Below are 21,457 nucleotides of genomic sequence, written 5' to 3' on the forward strand. Positions count from 1 at the left end.
GCACGTGAGGACTACGGCGATGCTAGGGAGCGGAGCGGTTCGCTGTCACTGTGCCAAGTGTTGAAGAGTTCATCCACTCACCGGCATTTGGTACAGTTCAGCCATGGCGCTCGACCTTCAGGCCATCGCTCGCGCGGTGCGCGGGACACTTGTCGTCGAGCGGGCTCCGGCGAACACTCCGATCGACGGTCTGGCCCGACTGCGCGAGTACGTGGTGGTCGCCAATCGCAACTTCGCCACGCTGCTGACCGGTGACGAGGAGGAGCTGCGCGCTCGGCTGGCCCCCGACTCCGAGGTTTCCGAGACCACCGCGAGCGGGGTGTTCGTCAGCACTGGCGACAGCGCGGAGCTGCGCGCTCTGCTGGCGAAAAGCCGCATGACGGCGGTCCTCGGCGCCCGTCTTCCGAACGATTCCGAGACCACCCCTGCGGACGCTCCGTCCGAGACTGCGCAGGCTGCCGGCGCGCCGTCCGCGCTGCACGCCCATCTCGCGGCGATCATCGCCGAAGATCAGGCCGCGTCCGACCGGCTGGTGACCGCCGGCACCAAGGTCCTGACTCAGGTCGCCCGACGCGGCGGCGCGCCCGCAGTGATCGCCGAGCTCGCGCATCGCATCGACGGTTGGGCGGTGCTCCTCGATGCCCACGGTCAGATGATCACGAGCGCGGGAGCGGGCCGCCTTCACATCGACGACGCGACGGCGGTCGCACTCGGGCGGCCGGTGCGCGTGCGGCACCCGGGACTGCAGGTGCATCAGGTCGGATCCGATCGCGATCTCACCGGCTACCTCGTGATCGCCTCCCGTTCCAGCGTGACCAGTCGCAACCGTGACCTCGCATCGCAATCCGCCGCGCTGTTCGATCTCGTGCTGCGCACACGAGACCCTTCACTGACCGAACGGCTGGGGCGCGAAGCGCTGATGGGTGTCCTGCTCGCGGGCGGACAGGACGCCGGACGGCTGCTCCGCCGGTGGGGTGTGCGCGAGACGGGTCTCACCGCCTTCCACCTGGGCAGCCGGACTCGCACGATCGATCTCGAGCGACTGACCGTGCGCTGGCTCGACGAGCTGGGTGCCGAGCACGTCTTCGTCGCCGGCGGCGGACGAGTACGCGGATTCGTGCCCGATGGCCTCGCGGAGGAGCTGGCGGCGCGCGTCATGGCCCTCACTCCCCTGGGTACCGGCACGGCGCACCTCGGGCTCGGCCTGCCGGCGCCGGCTGAGCTTCTGAGACGCAGCGCTCTTCAGGCGAAGCAGGCCCTCGACACCGCAGTCGAGGACGGGCAGACCGTCCTGCGTTATTCCGAGCTGCCCACGGTCGAGCTCGTGCTCAACGCGATGGGAGACGAATCCTCGGCGCAGCTGGCGGCCGTACTCGACGGGCTGCGCGACGCCGACGGCAACCACGGTGCGCTGACCGACACTCTGCGCACCTTCCTCGCGGAGCACGGCGCGCAGCGCACGACCGCGTCTCGCCTCGGCATACACCGCCAGACCCTCGCCTCACGCATACGGAGGATCGAGGAGCTGACCGGGCTGGCCACGGACCGCGCGGATGACCGCGCCGCCGCGTGGCTCGCGTTGCGCGCCCTTGGCCTGTCCGAGTCGTAGGTCCTCCCGCACGAGCCCTGCGTGCCCAACACAGCCAGGTCAGCGTCGCAGCGCGGCGGGACGGGGCAGCCCGAGGTCCTCGACGAGGTCACCGAGGGCGCGGTCGAGCTCCGCGCCGGCCTGCGTGATSTTGTTGACGCCGAAGCCGGCGAGCCGGGAGCTCGGCACCTCGAAGCTCAACGTGGTTCCCGGTGCCGTCGAGGTGTGCGCCTCGATGCGCAACGGGGCGTAGAGCATCGTGCCGGGGTCGTGCCGGAACAGCCGCGCGGTGATGCCGTGGTGCGCGATCAGCCACACCACGCTGCGCGCCCCGCTGCCGGCGTGCTCCATGAGCGCGTCGGGACGCGAGGTCCAGACCCGGACGAACCCGCTGGGCGCCTCCCACTGCAGCCCCCGCACGAACCCCGCCCAGTCGCCGCCGCGTACCTCGGCCAGCGCCTGCTCCTCCGGCAGCGCGGGGACCGCAGACTCGAACGCCCCGACCAGGGCATCGAACTGCGCGTTCGTCTCGAACCGGATCCGCCGTCCCGCATGTTCGAAGACGGTCTCATCCGCGTCATAGCTCACGAGACCATCCTCGTGCCTGTTGAGGCTCCCCGCCTCCGACATGCGGCCACTCGGCGCGGCCTCACGCCCGCCGCAGCTCCTCCGGACCGATCCGTGTGAATCCCCTCGCCCGTGCCGAACGGGCGATGCTGCTCGGCCGCGCCGCAGGATGAGGCTCAGTCGTCGATTTCGATCTCGATGAAGCCGCCGACGATGCGCGTGCGGAAAGTCCGCAGCAGCAGAGCCGGATCCGAATAGCACTCCCCCGTGCCGAGGTCGTAGATCTCCTTGTGCAGGGGCGACGCGACGGTGGGACGATCGCCCCTGGATCCGACGATCCCGCGCGCCATCACCGGCGCGCCGTCTGCGGCGGGATCGTTGTGCTCGACCGCATAGACCTCGCGCGGCGAGAGCAGGAACACGGCGATCTGCCGCATCCGGATGAGCACGGCCTCGCCCCAGGACGGCTCGAGGTCGTCGACGCGGCATGCGCGCTCCCACACGGTGCGCGCCGGGGCGGTGCGCGAGGAGACGACACGGGACCTGGTCTGCGTGATGGTGGTCATGCCACGACGGTAGGTCGCGCGTGTTTCAGCTGCGGTCGCGGCATGTGTCGGCCGTGTGAAAGTCCCCTCACAACCCTCCGCTCGTCGTGTGCGGGCGCTGTCATGTTACGGATACATTGCCGAAACGGTCGGGAAATCGCGCGCTCGTACGCTCGGGAACCACCGAACCGGAGGGGGCACGCATGACGTCCCGCAACACGCTCATCGTCGGAGGCGGCCCCGCCGCCCACCGGCTCGTGGAGGCCCTGCTGTCGCGCTTCGCCGATGAGCCGGCCGCCGCGCACCGCATCACCGTCGTCGCGGAAGAGCCGTATCTTCCGTACGACCGGGTGCAGCTGAGCAAGCGGCTCGCGGACGGATCCGTCGATCTCACGCTGGATCCGGCGTCGTGCTGGGAGCACGCCGCGGTCTCCCTGCGGGTCGGCGAACGGGCGCAGGCGATCGACCGCGCCGCGAAGACCGTGACAACGTCGACCGGCGACGTGCTCGGCTACGACGATCTCGTGCTGGCGACTGGATCCTCCGCCCCTGTGCCCGAGATCCCCGGTGCTCCGGCCGCCCGCGTGTACCGCACGATCGACGACGTGGACGCCCTCGTCGCCGAGGTCGCGGCACTCCGCGACGAGCTGGGCCGTTCTCCGCGCGTCGCCGTGGCCGGAGGCGGTCTTCTCGGACTGGAAGCTGCAGGAGGCGTCGCCGCACTCGGTGCCGACGCCGTGATCATCCACTCCGGCGGGTGGCTGATGTCGGCCCAGCTCGACGAGGGCGCGGGCCAGGCCCTGGGGCGGCTGATCGCGGCCCGCGGGGTCGACCTGCACCTCGGCACCCGGCCGCAGAAGATCGTGCTCGGCGCTGGCGGCCGCCCCGTCGAGGTGCTCTGCACCGACGGCCGCAGCGTTCCGGCCGACATCGTCGTGTTCGCCATCGGCATCCGAGCGCGCGACGAACTCGCCACGGCGGCGGGGATCGAGACCGCGCCGCGCGGCGGCGTGATCGTGGACGAGGCCTGCCGCAGCGCTGATCCGTCGATCTGGGCCATCGGCGAGGTCGCCGCGATCGACGGCCGCACGATCGGCCTGGTCGCGCCGGCCAACGCCATGGCCGAGACTGTCGCCGACCAGCTGCTCGGCGGCGATGCGGCTTTCACCACGATCGACGACGCCACCAAGCTCAAGCTGTCGGGCGTCGACGTGGCGAGCTTCGGCGACGCGTTCGCCCGCGATCCCGGCGCCCTCGAGATCGTGTACGCGGATCCCGCGCGCGGGCTGTACCAGAAGCTCGTCGTGAGCGACGACGCCCGCACGCTGCTCGGCGGCGTCTTCGTCGGCGACGCCACGCCCTACCTCGGTCTGCGACCGCTGCTCGGTCGCACCCTCGACGCCGAGCCGGCCGCGTACCTCTCCGCCGCCGGTGCCGAGCCGCCCACGAGCGGCGCGCTGCCAGACGACGCGCTGGTGTGCTCCTGCAACAACGTCGCCGCGGGGACGGTGCGCGCCGCGGTCGGCGACGGTTGCCACGACCTCGGAGAGCTGAAGACCTGCACCCGCGCGGGCACGCAGTGCGGATCCTGCGTGCCGCTGGTGAAGAAGCTGCTCGAAGCGGAGCTCACCGCCGCCGGCGCCACGGTCTCGCACGCGCTGTGCGAGCACTTCGACCTGTCCCGGCAGGAGCTGTTCGAGTCCGTCCGTGTTCTGGGGCTGACGAGCTGGGACGAGACGATCACCCGCCTCGGTCGCGGGCGCGGCTGCGACATCTGCAAGCCCGCGGTCGGATCGATCCTCGCCACCCAGCACGGCCAGTATCTGCTTGACGGCGGTCGCGGCCCGCTGCAGGACACGAACGACCGCGCCCTCGCCAACATGCAGAAGGACGGCACGTACTCGGTCGTGCCGCGCATCCCCGGCGGCGAGATCACCCCCGAGAAACTCGGCGTGATCGCCCGCGTCGCGCAGGACTTCGGCCTGTACACGAAGATCACCGGCGGACAGCGGATCGACCTCTTCGGCGCACGGCTGGACCAGCTGCCGGACATCTGGCGCCGGCTGGTGGACGCCGGCTTCGAGTCGGGGCAGGCGTACGGCAAGGCGCTGCGGAATGTGAAGAGCTGTGTCGGATCCACCTGGTGCCGGTACGGCGTGCAGGACTCGGTGGGGATGGCGATCGCCCTGGAGCTGCGCTACCGCGGCCTGCGCAGCCCGCACAAGCTCAAGTTCGGCGTCTCCGGCTGTGCCCGCGAATGCGCCGAGGCGCGCGGCAAGGACGTGGGCGTGATCGCGACCGATCTGGGCTGGAACCTGTACGTCGGCGGCAACGGCGGATTCCAGCCCGCCCATGCGCAGCTGCTCGCGTCGGACCTGGACGATGAGACGCTGGTGCGCTACATCGACCGATACCTCATGTACTACATCCGCACCGCCGACCGGCTGCAGCGCACGGCGCGCTGGATGGAGGATCTGGACGGAGGCCTCGACCACGTCCGCGACGTGGTGGTGAACGACTCGCTGGGCCTCGCCGCCGAGCTGGAGGCCGCGGTCGCCCTGCACGTCGACACCTACGCGGACGAATGGGCGGCTACCCTCGACGACCCCGAGCGGCTGCGCCGGTTCCGCTCCTTCGTGAACGAGCCGGGCGTCGCGGATCCGTCCATCGCACGCGTCGCCGAGCGCGGGCAGCTCCGCCCCGCGACCGCCGAGGAGCGCGCGGCCGGCATCGTGCCGATCGCCGGCACGAGCATCCCCCTGCGCGCCGACACAGTGCCCGCCGAGGAGCTGTCGTGACGGCCGCTGTCGGATCGGTCACTCTCGTCGGCGGCGGCCCGGGCGACCCGGACCTGCTCACGGTCGGCGCAGTCCGTGCGCTGCGGGACGCCGACGTGGTGCTGTACGACCGGCTCGCGCCTTACGCGCTGCTTGCGGAGTTGGCGCCGCAGGCGGAACTGGTCGATGTCGGGAAGCACCCCGGCCATCATGCGATCCCGCAGGAGGAGATCGAACGCCTCCTGCTCGACCACGCGCTCGCGGGTGCCAAGGTCGTGCGTTTCAAGGGCGGGGATCCGTTCGTGTTCGGCCGCGGCGGCGAGGAGGCGGCCGCCTGCCGCGCGGCCGGCGTGCCGGTGCGCGTCATCCCCGGGGTGACGAGCGCGATCGCGGTGCCCGCGTCCGCCGGCATTCCGGTCACGCATCGCGGGGTCGCCCGGCTGTTCACCGTGATCTCCGGGCACGCACCGCTCACAGAGTCGGAGGCCGAGCATCTTGCCGGCCTCGGCGGTACCATCGTCGTGCTCATGGGTGTCTCGAATCTGCCGTCGATCAGTGCCGGGCTGGTGCGCCACGGCATGGATCCCGGCACCCCCGTCGCGATCATCGAGCGCGGTTTCACCGCCGGCCAGCGCACGACCGTCTCGGACCTCGCGGGCATCCGCGACGCTGCGGAGGATGCGGGGGTCCGCTCCCCCGCCGTGATCGTCGTGGGCGACGTCGTCCGACTCGCCGGACACGATGATCGGGAGGCCGTCGCGCTGCTCAGTGACGCCGTCGCACTCGCGGGGGACGCCCCATGACGCCCTTCGAGCGCATCGATCCGGTGACCGGGTTCGGTCCGGATCAGCTCGCCGGCTTCCGGATCGGCGTGACCAGCGATCGCCGCTCCGCCGATCTCATCGACGCGTTCGAGCGCCGCGGCGCGTTCGTGCTGCACGCCCCGACGGTGCGGATGCGGCACGCGGACGACGACGGGCCGGTCATCGCCGACACCCGCGACATCCTCGCCGCACGCCCCGATCTCCTGCTCGCCACGACCAGCTACGGCATGCGGCGCTGGTTCGAGGTCGCCGATGCGGCGGGGCTCGGCGCCGCGCTGCAGGACGCGCTGTCCGCGGCGACGATCCTGGTGCGCGGTCCGAAGGCGCGGGGCGCGGTGCGCGCCGCGGGGCTCGACGACGAGGGCATGAGCGACGAGGAGACGACGGCGTCTCTCGTGGACAGAGTCGTCGCCGAGTTCGGAGCAGGAACCACGGTCGCCGTGCAGCTGCACGGTCAGACCGATCATGCGCAGCTCGCACGGCTCGCGCAGGCGGGGATGCGCGTACTCACGGTCGCGCCGTACACCTGGTCGAACGTCGAAGACGAGGACGAGCGGACCACCCGCCTCGTCGACGCCGTCGCGGCCCGGCAGCTGGACTGCGTCACTTTCACGAGCGCCCCCGCGGTGGACGGCCTGTTCATCGCGGCCCTGGCCCGCGGTCGCCACGACGAGGTCGTCGACGCGCTGCGGCAGGACGTGGTGGCCGCGAGCGTGGGCCCGGTGACCTCCGCGCCTCTGATCGCCGCGGGCATCCGGGTGCTGCAGCCGGATCGCTTCCGGATGGGCGCACTCATCCGGCTGGTCTGCGAGCACCTCGAGGACCGGGCGACCCTGCGCGTGCGCACCCGGCACGGCGAGGTGCAGCTGCGAGGCAGCGTCGCCGTCGTCGACGGCACACCTGTGCGGCTCACCCCCACCTCCGTGACGCTGTTCCGCGCCCTGGTCGCCGCCGAGGGCGCCGTGGTGTCGCGCCGGGCGCTCTCCGGATCCATGGACGGCGACGAGCACACCATGGAGGTCTCGCTCAGCCGATTGCGGCAGAGTCTCGCGACTCCCGGGCTCGTCGCCACGGTCGTGAAGCGCGGATACCGCCTCGACGTCTGAGCAGTTCCGCAGTCGCTGAGCACCCCCTCCGGGGTCGTTGAGCGAGGACGGCGGAGCCGACCGAGACGAAACGGGGCACGCTCGCGGATCACCGCGTTTCGTCTCGCTGCGCTCGCTCAACGACCCCGGATCGCGCGCCGACCCTATGCCGCCGGCACCGCCGCCAGTAGCGCGGTGATCCGCCCCTTGCAGCCGCCGCATCCCGTACCCGCGCGCGTGCACCGGCCGACCTCCTCGACGGTGCCGCACCCGTCCGCCACCGCCTCCGCGATGCGGCCCGCTGTCACGCCGTTGCACCAGCAGACGGTGGCCTCCGGCCCGAGCGGGTCGTCGGTCGCCCTGGCCGCGCCGGCATCGGCCGCGTCCAGCCGCAGCAGCGCGGCCGGATCCGCGACGAGACCCGCTCCCCGCTCGTAGCGCAGGGTGAGCTCGGCCCCGGCCTGCGGCAGGCCGACCGAGACGAAACCGACGAGCACGCCGTCGCGGACGACGGTCTTCAGATATGCGCCCCGCGCGGCGTCGATCCAGATGCTGACCTCGGTGTCGGCGTCCCACGGCTCCGCCGCGTACGCCCCGCCCGATACGACGTCGATCCCGATCGCCTTGAGCATGAGCACGGTCGGGCGCGCGTGCCGCACGACGCTCGCCTCCTCGCCCGCTCCGACCCCGGCCGCCTCGGCACGCAGCCGGCTCGCGACGGCTGCGGCCTGCCGCCATCCGGGCCCGATCAGGCCGCTCGGCGCYCCCGGCACGTGGCCCGTGGCGTCGGCCTCGCCGGGATCCGCGATCTGCGCGCAGTCGCCGATCGCGAACACCTCTGGATCCGTCCAGCTGCGCAGATCCGCGTCGACCAGCACGCCCGTCGAACAGGCAAGGCCGGCGGCGAGCGCGAGCTCGACCCGTGGAGCGACACCGCAGGACAGCACGAGAAGATGCCCGCGCAGATAGGTGCCGTCGGCGCACACGATGCCGTCGAACACCGGCCCCGCCGGGGTGTCCCTGAGCTCGACGGTCTCGGCGCGCGCATGCGCCGCCATCCGCAGGCCTGCCGTGCGGGCGGCACGCGCGAGCATCCGCCCGCCGGTCTCGTCGAGGTTGCGCGCCATGGGGGCCGTGCCGTGGTGCACCACAGTGACCCGCGCCCCGTGCTCGGCGGCGAGCAGTGCGAACTCCATGCCGAGCACGCCGGCGCCGAGCACGACGACCGCTCCACCCCCGGCGACCACCGGCGCGACCGCCTCGGCGTCGGCCACGTCGCGCAGCGCGAGCACGCCCGCGGGCAGCGCCCGGCGTCCGCCGTCCCGGCCGGGCACCGGCGCAGCGCCGCGCTCGTGCCTGGTGTGCTCCAGGCCGGCCAGGGTCGGCACGTTGGCACGCGCGCCCGTGGCGAGCACGAGCCGGTCCCAGGCGAGCTCGTCGCCCGCCGAAGTCCGCACCCGGCGTGCAGCACGGTCGATGGCGATCGCGGTCTCGTCGAGCCTGATCCGCACCCCGGCCGTGCGCGCCGCCGCGGTGTCCGCGATTTCGAGGCGCTCCCGTGAGGTGGCGCCCACCGCGTACTCGGCCAGCAGCACGCGGTTGTACGCGTCCTCGGCCTCCGCACCCAGCACGGTGAGCGACACCCGCCCCGCCGTCACCGCGGGCAGCAGCTCCTCGACGAAGCGGGCGCCGACCGGTCCGTAGCCGATCAGCACGATCCGCATCGGGCCGCTCATGCCGGCACCTGTTCGGCGTTCACGGATGCGACTCCGTTCTCCCCGACCGCGGGGGTGACGACGACCATCGTGCGCTTGAACTCCGGCATGCCCGAGATCGGATCCGTGACCGCGGCGGTCAGCCGGTTCGCGCATTCCGCATCCGCGAAGTGGAACGGCAGGAACACCGTGTCGAGCCGGATCCGCTCGGTCAGCAGAGCGTCCGCCATGACGCGTCCTCGGCGATTTCGGACCACGATCGGATCCCCGCCCGTGATTCCGAGCCGGGCGGCCGTCGCGGGGTGCAGCTCGGCGCGGGCGCGCGGGTGGGCATCGCTCAGCTCGGCGATCCGCCGGGTCTGTGCCCCGGACTGATAGTGCTCGAGCAGGCGCCCGGTGATGAGGGTGAGCAGCGCGGAGCGGGGCCGCTCGCCTGCCGCCCCGCCGTCGAGCGGCTCCTCGTCGGGCGCCTCCGGATCGCGCTCCTGCGGCTGCACCGGCACGAGCCGCGCCCGGCCGTCCGGGTGGGCGAACCGCTCGGCGAACAGCCGCGGCGTGCCGTCCGAGCCGGCGGGATACGGCCAGTGCGCGGCGACGCCTGCGGCGAGCTGTGCGTCGAGGAGCGCGTGGCTGAGCCCCGAGTAGTCCGCGATCCCGCCGGCGGAGGCGCGGGCGAGCTCCGCGAACACGATCGCCGGATCCGTCGGCCACTCCGACGGAGCCTCCAGCCGGGCGGCGAGATCGGCGAGGATCTCCAGCTCGCTGCGCACCCCGGGCGGAGGGGTCAGGGCGCGACGACGGCGGATGACCCGTCCCTCGAGCGTCGTGAGGGTGCCTTCCTCCTCGGCCCACTGCGTCACCGGGAGGACGACATCGGCGAGCGCGGCGGTCTCCGAGAGCACGAAGTCGCACACGACGAGCAGGTCGAGCGCACGGAGACCCGCGGCGATCGCTCCCGCGTCGGGGGCGGAGATCATCGGGTTCGCGCCGTGCACGAGCAGGGCGCGCACGCCGCCGGGTTCGCCGAGCATCCCCAGCAGCTGCACGGCCGGAACGCCCGGCCCGGGCAGACTGTCCGGATCCACGCCCCAGACCGCGGCCACAGCCGCCCGGTCCGCAGGATCGGCAATCTTGCGGTACCCCGGCAGCTGGTCGCTCTTCTGCCCGTGCTCGCGGCCGCCCTGGCCGTTGCCCTGGCCGGTGAGTGTGCCGTATCCCGAGTCCGATCGGCCGGGCAGCCCGAGCACGAGCGCGAGGTTGATCGCCGCGGTCGCCGTGTCGGTGCCGTCGACGTGCTGCTCGACGCCCCGCCCGGTGAGGATGTACGTGCCGCGGCCGCGTGCGAGCCGGTGTGCGGTCGCGCGCAGCACCGCGACCGGGATCCCCGTCATCGCCTGCACCCGCTCGGGCCACCATCGTGCGACGCTGCGGCGCAGCGCGTCGAGACCGGTCGTGCGCTGCTCCAGATAGGCGCGGTCGGCGAGCCCGTCCGCCAGCACGAGGTGGATGAGGCCGAGCAACAGCACGAGGTCGGTGCCGGGCGCGGGCTGCAGGTGCGAGCCCGCACCGTCCGCGGTGAGCTCGGCGGTCTGCGAGCGGCGCGGATCCACGACGATCAGGCCACCGGCGGCGCGGGCGCCCGCGAGGTGCGAGAGCAGGGGTGGCATGGTCGCGGCGACGTTCGAGCCGAGCAGCAGGATCGTGTCGGCGTCGTCGAGGTCGGAGACGGGAAAGGGAAGGCCGCGGTCGATCCCGAAGGCCCGGTTGCCCGCCGCCGCGGCGGACGACATGCAGAACCGGCCGTTGTAGTCGATGCGCGAGGTGCCCAGCGCCACCCGGGCGAACTTGCCGAGCAGGTACGCCTTCTCGTTCGTGAGCCCGCCGCCCCCGAACACTGCCACTGCGTCGGGTCCGTCAGCCGCGCGGATCGCGCGCAACGACGACGCGATCCGCGCCAGCGCCTCGTCCCAACTCGCCGGGCGCAGAACACCGGCATCGCGGATCAGCGGTGTGGTGAGCCGCTCTGGGGACGCGAGCAGGGCGGCTGAGGTCCACCCCTTCTTGCACAGCCCGCCTCGGTTGGTCGGGAACGTGCGCCCCTCCACCCGCACCGGGGCCGGACCGGCCGGATCCTGCGTGAGGGTCATGGCGCACTGCAGCGCGCAGTACGGGCAGTGCGTGCCCGCCGCGGCAGAAGAGGCGGGAGCCGTCGGGGGCGGGGATCCGGTTGCCATCGCGGCCGACTCAGATCCGCGCCCCGCGGCGGCGTCCGCGCAGCAGCACGGCGGTCGTGATCCCGCACAGCACGACGTAGGCGACTACGAACCAGCCGAGGCCGGCCGCGTATCCTCCGGTCGCCGCCTTGGACAGCCCGAGCGCCTGCGGGACGAGGAAGCCGCCGTAGGCGCCGATCGCGGAGACGATCCCCAGCGCAGCGGCCGCGGCGCGCTGAGTGGCGACGTCGCCCGATGAGGAGTGCCCGTCAGCCCCGGACCGCAGCGCGAACAGCGTCGGGATCATCCGGTACGTCGCGCCGTTGCCCGCGCCGCTCGCGACGAACAGCAGCAGGAAGAAGCCGAGGAACAGCCAGAAGGAGTGCAGCGGCAGCGTGAGCACCACGGCGAGGGCGCCGAGCGCCATGACTGCGAAGGCGGCGATCGTCACGGCGCTGCCGCCGAACCGGTCGGCCAGCCGTCCGCCGAAGGGGCGTGCGAGCGACCCGACCAGCGCCCCGACGAACGCGAGCGACAGCATCGCGCCTCCGACGGGGAAGGCGGTGAACGCCGGGAACTGGTCGGCGATGAGCTTGGGGAAGACGGCGGAGAATCCGATGAACGATCCGAACGTGCCGATGTACAGCAGCGCCATGAGCCACAGTTCGGGATAGCGCAGCGCGGCCAGAGACGCCGAGATGTCGGCACGGGCGCTCGTGAGGTTGTCCATCCGGCGCCAGGCGCCGAAGGCCGCGATCAGGATGAGCGGCACCCAGATGAGACCCGCGAGCGGCAGATGCAAGGTCGCGCCGGCTCCCAGTGTGATCACGATCGGCACGACGAACTGGGCGACGGCGGCACCGAGGTTCCCGCCGGCGGCGTTGAGCCCGAGGGCCCAGCCCTTCTGCCGCTGCGGGTAGAAGGAGGTGATGTTCGCCATCGAGCTCGCGAAGTTGCCTCCGCCGAGGCCGGCGAGCGCCGCGACGGTGAGCATCACCGGGAACGGGGTACCGGGGTTCGACACGCACAGCGCGAGCCCGAGCGCGGGGACCAGCAGCAGCAGCGCCGATACCACCGTCCAGTTGCGTCCACCGAAGCGCGGCACCATGAACGTGTACGGGAAGCGCAGGGTCGCTCCGACCAGGCTCGGGATCGAGATCAGCCAGAACGTCTCGGAGACGGTGAAGTGGAATCCTGCCGCCGGCAGCGCCACGACCACGATCGACCAGAGCTGCCAGACGACGAAGCCGAGGAACTCGGCGCAGATCGACCAGCGCAGGTTGCGCCGCGCGATCGCAGAGCCCGCGGTGCGCCACTGATCGTGGTCCTCGGCGTTCCATCCGGAGATCCAGCGTCCCGGCAGGAAGCCGAGCGCGGAGCCGGTCGCGGGCCTCTCCGCGGTGGGCGTGGTGGTGCTGTTCGTGGCGATGCCGGTCATGCGGACCTCCCAGGAGTGCGTGTGCGATCACGCTAGGAAGTCCGTGTTTCCGGCTGTCGTGTGCGCCGTAACGTCTGCGTGTCGAACTCCTCTCCGCAACAACCAGGCTCTGTGAGATGTCGCGATGCGCTCCCGGTGCCGCCCCGGGGATGAACGTCGCGAGCGGGGTGGAGTAGGACGAGACGGCAGACCAGTCAGGCGGGTGATCCGGAAGGCGGCTGGCTCACGTCTCGAGCGCCCGGGACATCACCGCCTGCTGCACCGTCGTGAGATGGCGTTTGAACCTGTATCCGACGAAGGATGGATGATCAACGGCGTCCTCGGAGACTTCGCGTCCTCGGATGAAAGGCGGACAAGGAGCGAACCGGACATTGTCCGGCGCAGTATCCAGAAGCTCCCCCGTCACGCGATAGGGTGCGAGCGCATCCGCATCGCGACCGGGCCCGTCCGTGATTACGACGTCTGCTCCGCGCATGGCGTCGCGAAGATCCTCGTTCCAAGGCATCCCCGGCACCCGAAGCTCTGCGGGACAGCTCTGCTCGATATCGATGCCGAAAGCGACTCCTGCCTCCCACCACGCACGGGCAATATTCCCGTCAGCGCCTACGAACAGGAACTTGAGCCCGAACGGATCAGCGTCCTGAGCCAGCGCATAAAGGTCTGAGAGCACCTCGCACGGATGGTTCACGTTCGTCATCGCATTGATCACCGGGAGCGTCTCCGCCCCTGCCAGACCGCGCAGCACTTCGATATCAGGGTGACGCACGACGAGGAGATCCACCCACGAGGCGAGGTAGCCGACGACATCGATCGGGTCCTCGTCCTTATCGAGTGTCTCCGGCGGAAACACAATCGGCTGCAGTCCCATCTCGGCGGCACCACGCTCGAAGGAAACGCGCGTTCGCACGCTTGATGCGGGAAAGAAGAGGGCGGCAGCTCCATCCATGATGGGGCCTCTCCCGCCTTCGAAGGACTTGGCGCGTGCGAATATGTCGCTCAGGTCGTGCCGGCTGAGGCCTGACAAGGAAAGTAAATGTCGCACTCATCTAGTATCCAGAAGATCCACGGACGGGCGGGCCCCACGGAGGAACACACCCAAATGCCGGCCGGAGCCCGACGTAGCGCCACTCGCCAATGCTGCCGGCCGACAGAGTGAGCTCGCGAGCTCCTCCCGTCACAGGGAGTGTGTGCCCCTCAGGATTCGGATTTCCCGAAGGGCTCACACCTCCGTTGCGGTCGTCTCGCGCGGGCGACGACGTCAGTTGCGTTTCGCTGTCATCACACCGACGATGAATCCGATGACGGCCGCGCCTGCGGCCACGAGCAGAACAGTGCGCGTCGGATGGTGCTTCACGTGGGCGACCGCATCACCGCCCATCCCCGCCACGAAGTCCGCGGCCTGTCTGGCTCCCGCGATGACCTCCTCACGTCGGGCGTCAATCGCATCCGTGACCGCACCTGCCACCGCGCCCACCGCATGCGACGCCGTGTCGGATGCCTAGGAGATCACATCCGACGCCGCGCCCGCAGCCTTGTCCACGCGTTCCTCTACGGCACCGGCAGCCGCGTCGCTGATCCTGCGCACGCGATCCTCCGGCTCGCTCCCTGTCTCGGCCATGCTCATCTCCCGACCTTCTTGGCTTGCTTCACGGCAGCCTGTGCGACCGCTTCTGCGCGTTTGAGGGCCTTCTTGCGCGCCTTCTTCACCTTCGGGTCGTTCCATACGGCATCGATGCTCGCTCGGATGTCTCGGTACCGGCCCCGACCCGCCTTCGCACCATAGAAGTAGGCCACCATCGCGAAAACCCCGATGCCGAGCCAGAAGAAGTACTTTCGCATTTTGCTCTCTCTTCCCTCACCACGTCCGCAGTCCCGTCGATCTCCGCACAGAGTGCGTGGTCGCCGGGCATGCCTGCACGATCACGCTGCATCGGCCAGAAAGCCAGATCATTGACAGATGCCGCTCGCGCTCGCTATAGGCCACGAATACTCCGTGGCGATCATGCGACGTCGCCTCGCCCGCGGTTCACGGGTTTGCTCCGAGAATTGCACTCACCCGCCGGCGACGGTGTACCAGATGCCATAAGCGCCGGCGACGCACATGAGCACGGTGGTGGCCCATCCCAGCGTTGCTGCCAGTTTCCCGTTTCGGTGTCTGCCCATGATGGTGCGGTCGCGGGAGATCAGCATCATGATGATCAGGAACGGACCGGCGGCGATGCCGTTGACGATCGCACTGAGCACGAGCAGCCCGATCGGGTCGGTGGAGACGACGGCGAGGATGGTGCCGCCGATCATGCCGATGCCGAGCAGAACATAGAAGAGCGGCGCCCGGCGTGGGTTCTTGTCCAGACCCCAGTTCTTGTTCAGCAGAGCCGAGAGGCCCGCAGCTCCCGCGGCTGCGAGGACAGGTACGGCGAGCATGCCGGATCCGATGAACCCGAGGGCGAAGAGGATGCTCGCGAAATCGCCTGCAATGGGCTCAAGGGCCTTGGCCGCTTCCGCRGCRCTGGAGACCGTCTTRTGGTGCGCACCCAGGGTCGCTGCGGATGACGCGATGATCGCGAACATGATGAGGACGCTGAAGGCCATACCGGTGAAGACGTCGATTCGTCCGTTGCGCAACCGGCGGTGCGCCTCGCGTGCGGGACGTTCGTCGAGAGCGGGCGCATCGTCTCCACCTCGTTTCTCTTCGCGCATCTCCTCGACTCGCTGCGCCGACTGCCAGAAGAACATGTACGGGGACACGGTCGTCCCGAGCACGCCGACGGCGAGACCCAGGTAAGCCGGCGAAAGCTGGAATTGGAAGCCTGCGAGGCCGGCCGCGACGCTGCCCCAGTTCACATGTGTCGCGAAGAGGACGCCGAGGTAGACGAGCAGCACAAGGCACAACCACTTGAAGATCCTGCCGATCAGCTCGAACGAGCCGAGCATGACCGTCACGAGGATCGCGATGCCGGCGACGATGCTCCAGATCCATGCAGGTCCAGCGTGCAGAAGCTGCATGCCCTGCCCGATCGCGTTGAGGTCCGCGGCGAGGTTCAGACAGTTCGCCGCGATCAGCGCAACGATCAGAACACCGATCGATGCACCGACGCCCCGGCGGAACTTGCGGCGAATCAACGCGCCGAGGCTGTCGCCAGTCGCGAGGGCCATGCGRTCGCAGATCTCCTGCACCGCCATCATGAGCGGCARSGAGAGMGGRACGGTCCATAGCAGCCCGTTCCCGAACGTGGCCCCCGCCTGCGAATACGTGGCGACGCCTGAGGGGTCATCGTCCGCGGCGCCTGTGACGAGACCGGGACCCAGCACGCGCAGGAAGCGCACAACCGGATTGCTCTTCGGCTTCTCCTCTTCGCCGCTGCCCGCGGTGGCGGAACCAGAGGGCTCTTCCCCTGCGTCGGCGGCAGGATCGATGACGGTCATCGTCTACTCCTCCGACCAGCGGGGTTGCTGGCGGACGCAGCCGGCGCGAGCGGTGTCATTTCGTCTCGGCGGGGTGTTGCGCGCCGCGCGCGGGCGTGCGACGGTTCTTCGTGGTGGTCGATGCCTGGGGGCTCATGGGACTCCTCACTGTCTCGGCGCCGCGGCCGCGCAGCGGCGCGGCCCTGTGTGTCTGTCGAGTTCGCAGGCTATGTGCTCCGCCACAGGCGCGAAACGGGGTTGCAAGGCGCCCGAGAGATGGACTACGCGTCCCGTCACGGTGCGGATCCGATCCCCTCACCGGAAGACCTCGGAGGACGACGCGAAACCGCTCCCGCCCCTGCCCGCAACGGGCTGGAAACACGGGGGTGCGACCCTGGGCATGGCGAAGCTCCTCGAGTCGGCGTCGCGATGGCGGGATCCTGTTTCGCCGCATCGTCCCGTCTCCCGAGAGGACTGCTCATGGATCCGCTCATCACCTTCGTCCTGGTCGGCTCCCTCGTGGTGGCGGCGTCCTGGGCCGCGCCGCGGCTTCGTGTTCCCGCGCCGCTGCTCCAGCTGCTCCTCGGGCTGCTCGTCGGGTTCATCCCGGCGGTGCGCGACATCCACCTCCCGTCCGATGCGGTGCTGGTGCTGTTCCTGCCGGCGCTGCTGTTCTGGGAGGCGCTGATGACGCCGCTGCGCGAAGTCCGCCGCGATCTGCGGGTCATCCTGCTGCTGAGCACGCTGCTGGTGGTCGCGACGACGTTCGGAGCGGCGGGCATCGGCGTCGCCTTCGGCTGGGGATGGCTGCCCGCGCTCGTCCTCGGCGCCGCGCTCGCGCCCACCGACGCCACCGCCGTGGGAGCACTCGCCCGCGCGCTCCCGCACCGCAACATCGTCCAGCTGCGGGCCGAGAGCCTGGTCAACGACGGCACCGCGCTGGTCATCTACACGATCATGATCGGGATGGCCGCGAGCGGCGCAGACTACTCCGCAGGGGAGATCGCGACCCTCGTCGGTGTGGCGTACGGCGGCGGGGCCGTCATCGGCCTTCTCGGCGGTCTTCTGGGGACCGTCGTGCTCCGGCGCCTGCACGATCCGCTCCTGCACAACGCCGCGCTGGTGCTGGTGCCCTTCGCCGCATTCCTCGCCGCCGAGCAGATCCACGCCTCCGGCGTCATCGCCGTGGTCGTCGCGGGGCTGTATCTGAGTCGCACCGGTCCGCGCTCCGGCACCCCGCAGTCCCGGCAGCAGCGGGACGGCTTCTGGACGCTGGCGACCACGACGCTGAACGGCGCGCTGTTCGTCCTGATCGGGATCGAAGCGCAGTCGGCGATGCGCGCGGTCCCCCTGCAGAGCCTCCCGATGCTGGTGTTGCTGTGCGTGCTGATCTGGATCGCGATCCTGCTCATCCGCTTCGCGTTCCAGATGATCACGACCTGGGGGATCCGGCTCGTGGACCGCAGCCCCGCCCAGCGCAGGAAGCGGATGACGCATCGCGCCAGGGTCGTGTCGACCGTCGCGGGGTTCCGCGGGGCGATCTCCCTGGCCGTCGCACTCGCCGTGCCCGCGGCGATGCCGGGTCGCGCCGAGATCATCTTCGTCGCGACCGGGGTGGTGGTCCTCACGATCCTCGCGCAGGGGATGCTCCTGCCGGCCGTGATCCGCTGGGCGCGCCTCGAGCCCGACTCGATGGTGACCGCCGAGTTCACCCGCGCGCACCGCACCGCGCTGCGCTCGGCGATCGAGGCGACGCCTTCCCTCGCCGACGGGATCGACGCGCCGGACCACGTGCGCGAACGGGTCGTGAACGAGTACCGGGAACGGCTCGAGCGGATCGACGCCTTGCCGGAACCCGGACGCGGCACCCGGCGCGACCTGGATCACGACTACGCCGCGCTGAGCCTCGCCCTCGTCGACCACACCCGCGACGTCGTGATCCGCCTCCGCAACGACGGCGCGATCAGCGACGCCACGCTGCACCGGCTGCAGACCCGGCTCGACCGCGACGCGCTGCACTTCACGCCGGCGTCAGCGGAGCGGCACGAGTGACGGTGCGATCCCAGGCCTAGGCTCAGGCGCGCTCCGCCGCGGCTTCCGCGGAGGCGACGCGCACGAGCATCTTGCCCGTGTTGGCGCCGCGCATCATGTCGAGGAACGCGTCGACAGTGTTCTCGATGCCGTCGACGATCGTCTCGTCGTAGGCGATCTTCCCCTCGGCGAACCAGGCCGCCATCTTCTCCTGGAACTCCGGCGCCAGGCCGAGGTATGCCGCGAGGGTGAAGCCCTTCAGCGTCAGGGCGCGGGTGATGATGTTGGCCATGTTGTCCGGCCCCGGCGTGCGGTCGGTCGTGTTGTAGCCGGCGATCGCGCCGCACAGCGCAGCGCGGCCGCCGTCGTTGAACGCGTCGAGCGCCGCCTCGAGGTGATCCCCGCCCACGTTGTCGAAGAACACGTCGATGCCCTCCGGCGCCGCGGCCGCGAGCTGGGCGCGCACGTCGCCGTCCTTGTAGTTGAAGGCCACGTCGTAGCCGTACTTCTCCGTCAGCAGCGCGACCTTCTCGGGCGTGCCCGCCGAGCCGATGACCCGCCCGGCGCCGAGCAGCTTGGCGATCTGGCCGACCGCGGTGCCGACCGCGCCGGCCGCACCGGAGACGAACACGGTGTCGCCCGGCTTCAGCCCGGCGATCGCGGTGAGGCCGACGTACGCGGTGAGGCCGGTCATGCCGAGGATGTGCAGGCGCAGCGACGACGAGAGGCCGCGAACCTCGGGCACGGCGCGGAACGTGGATGCGTCGGCCTGCACCACGTCGGCCCACCCGTGCTGGTGCAGCACGACCGTGCCGACCGGGAGCTCGGGAGCCTCCGAGGCGACCACACGCCCGATCGCACCTCCTGTGATGGTCTCGCCCAGAGCGAAGGGCGGGACGTAGCTGCGGACGTCGTTCATGCGTCCTCGCATGTAGGGGTCGACAGAGACGAACTCGTTGCGCACGCGCACCTCGCCGGCGGCGGGGGCCTCGTAGACCACCTCTGCGGTCCGGAAGTCATCGGGCGTCGGCCAGCCGACCGGACGCTTCGCGAGCTGGATCTGGGTGCTCAGGGCAGTGGACATGGAACTCCTTCGTAAGGGGGTGGGATACGAACCAGAGGGTCGGTCAGAGCGTGACGCCGAGGGCCAGAATGACGACCGCGATCGCGGGGATCACGCCCTGCTTCAGCGCCGCAGCCCGCTTGTCGGGGCTGGACAGGAGCAGCACCAGCGCCGCAGCCGCCATCGATCCTGCTCCGACGAACACGAGGGTCGCGCCGACGGCGGGTGCCCCGATCGCGAAGAAGACGATGCCCACGAGGRCGGCGATCGCGAGGAAGAGGTTGTAGAACCCCTGGTTGAACGCCATCGACTTCGTCGCCAGCGCTTCCTCCTCACTCGTGCCGAACGTCGCGCGCACACGGGGCGTGGTCCACGCCAGCGACTCCATGACGAAGATGTAGACGTGCACGAGCGCCGCGACTCCGGCGAAGATCAGACCTGCGACAACCACGATGGGACTCCTCTGCGTGAAACCTTTTCTGTAACGACCTGTCCAATATATACTAGACCGACCGTTACACAAAAGGAGCGTCCATGGCACGCACGCAGAGCTTCGACCGCGACACGGTGGTGCGCGCGGCCCGCACGCTGTTCTGGTCGGCCGGCTACGAGAGCGCCTCGATCCCCGAGCTCGAGGCCGCGACCGGCCTCAGCCGCTCCAGCATCTACAACGCATTCGGCTCGAAGCGCGGACTGTTCGACGCCGCCGTGCAGAGCTACCTCGATGAGGTCGTCCGCCCGCGACTGCGACCCCTGTCCGGCGAGACCGTCGAGCCCGACGCGATCATCGCCTACCTGCAGGGTCTGCACGACGCGTTCGGCACTCTGACCTCGATGCCGGCGTCGCACGGCTGCCTCCTGGTGAACGCCGCCGGCGCCCCGATCGCGCAGGACCCGAAGGTCGCGCGCGTGATCGCCGACTATCGCGCGGAGCTCCATGACGCGTTCGCCCGGGGAGTGGAGGCGCACGACCCTCACCTCGATGCGGATGATCGCGAACGGGTGGTCACCACGATCACGAGCAGCGTCGTCGCGGCGTTCGCCCTGGCGCGGATCGATGCCGCCGAGGCGGCACGCGGCGTGGCGTCGGCGATCGAGCTCCTCACACTCCGCACGGGAGCCGCAGCCCGATCCTGATCAGGCGCCGCTCGCACCTTGTGATCGGGCGTGCCGTCCTCCCGAGGCCGGCATCATCGCGGCGTGATTGGATGTCAGCAGCCGGCCGGCCAACACAGCGGAGGGAACGCATGAGTTTTTTCAGTGGCTTCGATCTACCAGGGAGCCCCGGCTACCGACGGCGTGAGGAGTTCCGCACGCATGAGGAATTCGTTCGCGCGAACTGGCAGCGACCAGGTGTCGTGGCGGACGGCGTCACCCTGGTGGATCTCTACGACCGCATTGAGGCTCTGGAGGCCCGGATCCGCGAGTTGGAGCAGCGCGCGAAATAGCCGCGAGTTCTGCGGGATCCCGGATCCCGTGAACCTGCGACGTCGTTCTCTCGTGGTTCGCACCGGGGGCCTCCGTCCCCTGTGCGCGCCGAGCGATGGAGATGAAGACGATGAACGCGACTGCCGACCGATCGACCGACACCCCTGCCGCGGAGATGGCGAGCCCGCTCCGCACGCCCTCCGACGAGACCGCATCGCCCCTCCGCGTGGTGTGGCCCGTCCTGCGGATCACGATGGCCCTGGTGTTCTTGTGGGCCTTCCTCGACAAGACGTTCGCCCTCGGATTCAGCACGGGCCGAGACCCCAAGACCGGAGCCGTCGACCTCTTCGGCGCCGCCGCATGGATCCACGGCGCATCACCCACGACCGGATTCCTGCAGTTCGGGACCCAAGGCCCGCTGTCCCCCCTGTTCCACGGGCTGGCGGGCAACGTCGTGATCGACTGGCTGTTCATGCTCGGCATGGGCGGCGTCGGCATCGCGCTCCTCCTCGGGATCGCCACCCGGATCGCGACGCTCTCTGGCGTGGCCCTCATGGTGCTGCTGCGGCTCGCGGTGTGGCAGAGCGCGACCAACCYGATCATCGACGAGCACCTGGTCTATGCCCTGGTCCTCATMGGGCTCGCCATCACGCCCGCCGCACGCACGGCGAGCCTCGACGCGTCCTGGCAGCGCCTGCCGATCGTGCGGCGGGTTCCGATCCTGCGCTGACCTGTTCGATCTCACGGAAGTTGTCAGAACGTGAGACAGGAGATCGAC

Annotated in this window: 19 protein-coding genes; 8 read left to right on the plus strand and 11 right to left on the minus strand. The window is 70.5% G+C overall.

Translation table 11 applies throughout. The annotated features are described in order from the left end of the window. The first annotated feature begins 103 nt into the window (after positions 1–103). Positions 104–1,609, plus strand: coding sequence for a PucR family transcriptional regulator (locus tag AC1DMN_RS08340; protein WP_477230461.1), 1,506 nt, complete (start codon positions 104–106; stop codon positions 1,607–1,609). Positions 1,610–1,648: 39 nt separating this feature from the next. Here AC1DMN_RS08340 and AC1DMN_RS08345 read toward each other — a convergent pair whose 3' ends face one another. Continuing rightward, positions 1,649–2,176, minus strand: coding sequence for a hypothetical protein (locus tag AC1DMN_RS08345; RefSeq protein WP_477384080.1), 528 nt, complete (start codon positions 2,174–2,176; stop codon positions 1,649–1,651). A gap of 155 nt (positions 2,177–2,331) precedes the next feature. Next, on the minus strand, positions 2,332–2,721 hold the full coding sequence (nirD, locus tag AC1DMN_RS08350; protein WP_477230463.1) for a nitrite reductase small subunit NirD: 390 nt from the start codon (positions 2,719–2,721) through the stop codon (positions 2,332–2,334). Positions 2,722–2,903: 182 nt separating this feature from the next. Here nirD and nirB point away from each other — a divergent pair, with 182 nt between their 5' ends. From nirB to AC1DMN_RS08365, 3 genes are read left to right on the plus strand one after another with little or no spacing between them, the layout of a single operon-like run. Further along, entirely contained in the window at positions 2,904–5,498 is a 2,595-nt protein-coding gene (nirB, locus tag AC1DMN_RS08355) for a nitrite reductase large subunit NirB (RefSeq protein WP_441975563.1), read from the plus strand. After that, positions 5,495–6,280, plus strand: a complete 786-nt coding sequence (gene cobA, locus AC1DMN_RS08360) for a uroporphyrinogen-III C-methyltransferase (RefSeq protein WP_477230464.1) — start codon at positions 5,495–5,497, stop codon at positions 6,278–6,280. Before nirB ends, cobA begins: the two co-directional genes overlap by 4 nt. Then, positions 6,277–7,407 (plus strand): uroporphyrinogen-III synthase, encoded by a 1,131-nt coding sequence (locus AC1DMN_RS08365; RefSeq protein WP_441975561.1) that lies wholly within the window; start codon positions 6,277–6,279, stop codon positions 7,405–7,407. Before cobA ends, AC1DMN_RS08365 begins: the two co-directional genes overlap by 4 nt. A gap of 143 nt (positions 7,408–7,550) precedes the next feature. On the opposite strand, the gene AC1DMN_RS08370 is transcribed toward AC1DMN_RS08365, so the two are convergent. From AC1DMN_RS08370 to AC1DMN_RS08400, 7 genes are all read right to left on the minus strand, one after another. Continuing rightward, on the minus strand, positions 7,551–9,122 hold the full coding sequence (locus tag AC1DMN_RS08370) for an FAD-dependent oxidoreductase (protein WP_477230465.1): 1,572 nt from the start codon (positions 9,120–9,122) through the stop codon (positions 7,551–7,553). Further along, positions 9,119–11,335, minus strand: a complete 2,217-nt coding sequence (locus tag AC1DMN_RS08375) for a molybdopterin oxidoreductase family protein (RefSeq protein ID WP_477230466.1) — start codon at positions 11,333–11,335, stop codon at positions 9,119–9,121. The genes AC1DMN_RS08370 and AC1DMN_RS08375 overlap by 4 nt, the downstream gene beginning before the upstream one ends. A gap of 10 nt (positions 11,336–11,345) precedes the next feature. Next, positions 11,346–12,752, minus strand: a complete 1,407-nt coding sequence (locus AC1DMN_RS08380) for an MFS transporter (protein WP_441975558.1) — start codon at positions 12,750–12,752, stop codon at positions 11,346–11,348. Between the two features lie 223 nt (positions 12,753–12,975). Beyond that, complete coding sequence (locus AC1DMN_RS08385) at positions 12,976–13,794, minus strand: ornithine carbamoyltransferase (RefSeq protein WP_441975557.1); 819 nt, start codon at positions 13,792–13,794, stop codon at positions 12,976–12,978. A gap of 216 nt (positions 13,795–14,010) precedes the next feature. Continuing rightward, positions 14,011–14,217, minus strand: a complete 207-nt coding sequence (locus AC1DMN_RS08390) for a hypothetical protein (RefSeq protein WP_477230467.1) — start codon at positions 14,215–14,217, stop codon at positions 14,011–14,013. Between the two features lie 155 nt (positions 14,218–14,372). Continuing rightward, the gene (locus tag AC1DMN_RS08395) at positions 14,373–14,591 is read right to left on the minus strand and encodes a hypothetical protein (protein ID WP_441975555.1); all 219 of its coding nucleotides are present in this window, start codon (positions 14,589–14,591) and stop codon (positions 14,373–14,375) included. A gap of 213 nt (positions 14,592–14,804) precedes the next feature. Further along, positions 14,805–16,178 carry an Nramp family divalent metal transporter gene (locus tag AC1DMN_RS08400; protein WP_477230468.1) on the minus strand — a complete coding sequence of 458 codons (1,374 nt, stop codon included), beginning with the start codon at positions 16,176–16,178 and terminating at the stop codon, positions 14,805–14,807. Positions 16,179–16,637: 459 nt separating this feature from the next. Between AC1DMN_RS08400 and AC1DMN_RS08405 the strand changes: the two genes are divergently transcribed. Further along, positions 16,638–18,209, plus strand: a complete 1,572-nt coding sequence (locus tag AC1DMN_RS08405) for a Na+/H+ antiporter (RefSeq protein ID WP_477230469.1) — start codon at positions 16,638–16,640, stop codon at positions 18,207–18,209. 22 nt (positions 18,210–18,231) lie between these two features. On the opposite strand, the gene AC1DMN_RS08410 is transcribed toward AC1DMN_RS08405, so the two are convergent. After that, positions 18,232–19,272, minus strand: coding sequence for an NADP-dependent oxidoreductase (locus AC1DMN_RS08410; RefSeq protein WP_477230470.1), 1,041 nt, complete (start codon positions 19,270–19,272; stop codon positions 18,232–18,234). Between the two features lie 43 nt (positions 19,273–19,315). Next, positions 19,316–19,702, minus strand: a complete 387-nt coding sequence (locus AC1DMN_RS08415; RefSeq protein WP_477384082.1) for a DUF1304 domain-containing protein — start codon at positions 19,700–19,702, stop codon at positions 19,316–19,318. An 83-nt stretch (positions 19,703–19,785) separates the two neighbouring features. Between AC1DMN_RS08415 and AC1DMN_RS08420 the strand changes: the two genes are divergently transcribed. From AC1DMN_RS08420 to AC1DMN_RS08430, 3 genes are all read left to right on the plus strand, one after another. Next, positions 19,786–20,388: a TetR/AcrR family transcriptional regulator gene (locus tag AC1DMN_RS08420; RefSeq protein WP_477230472.1), complete on the plus strand. Its 603-nt coding sequence runs from the start codon at positions 19,786–19,788 to the stop codon at positions 20,386–20,388. 110 nt (positions 20,389–20,498) lie between these two features. Next, positions 20,499–20,699 (plus strand): hypothetical protein, encoded by a 201-nt coding sequence (locus tag AC1DMN_RS08425; protein ID WP_477230473.1) that lies wholly within the window; start codon positions 20,499–20,501, stop codon positions 20,697–20,699. 110 nt (positions 20,700–20,809) lie between these two features. Further along, the gene (locus AC1DMN_RS08430) at positions 20,810–21,409 is read left to right on the plus strand and encodes a hypothetical protein (protein ID WP_477384084.1); all 600 of its coding nucleotides are present in this window, start codon (positions 20,810–20,812) and stop codon (positions 21,407–21,409) included. Positions 21,410–21,457: the final 48 nt, after the last annotated feature.

It is taken from the genome of Microbacterium sp. 01T413_2, from assembly GCF_056398985.1.

What these genes read in the sequence shown, in the direction of transcription:
- AC1DMN_RS08340 (WP_477230461.1), top strand. Translation starts at nt 104, where the DNA reads ATGGCGCTCGACCTTCAGGCCATCGCTCGCGCGGTGCGCGGGACACTT.
- nirD (WP_477230463.1), bottom strand. Translation starts at nt 2,721, where the DNA reads ATGACCACCATCACGCAGACCAGGTCCCGTGTCGTCTCCTCGCGCACC.
- nirB (WP_441975563.1), top strand. Translation starts at nt 2,904, where the DNA reads ATGACGTCCCGCAACACGCTCATCGTCGGAGGCGGCCCCGCCGCCCAC.
- AC1DMN_RS08365 (WP_441975561.1), top strand. Translation starts at nt 6,277, where the DNA reads ATGACGCCCTTCGAGCGCATCGATCCGGTGACCGGGTTCGGTCCGGAT.
- AC1DMN_RS08375 (WP_477230466.1), bottom strand. Translation starts at nt 11,335, where the DNA reads ATGGCAACCGGATCCCCGCCCCCGACGGCTCCCGCCTCTTCTGCCGCG.
- AC1DMN_RS08380 (WP_441975558.1), bottom strand. Translation starts at nt 12,752, where the DNA reads ATGACCGGCATCGCCACGAACAGCACCACCACGCCCACCGCGGAGAGG.
- AC1DMN_RS08395 (WP_441975555.1), bottom strand. Translation starts at nt 14,591, where the DNA reads ATGCGAAAGTACTTCTTCTGGCTCGGCATCGGGGTTTTCGCGATGGTG.
- AC1DMN_RS08405 (WP_477230469.1), top strand. Translation starts at nt 16,638, where the DNA reads ATGGATCCGCTCATCACCTTCGTCCTGGTCGGCTCCCTCGTGGTGGCG.
- AC1DMN_RS08410 (WP_477230470.1), bottom strand. Translation starts at nt 19,272, where the DNA reads ATGTCCACTGCCCTGAGCACCCAGATCCAGCTCGCGAAGCGTCCGGTC.
- AC1DMN_RS08420 (WP_477230472.1), top strand. Translation starts at nt 19,786, where the DNA reads ATGGCACGCACGCAGAGCTTCGACCGCGACACGGTGGTGCGCGCGGCC.
- AC1DMN_RS08425 (WP_477230473.1), top strand. Translation starts at nt 20,499, where the DNA reads ATGAGTTTTTTCAGTGGCTTCGATCTACCAGGGAGCCCCGGCTACCGA.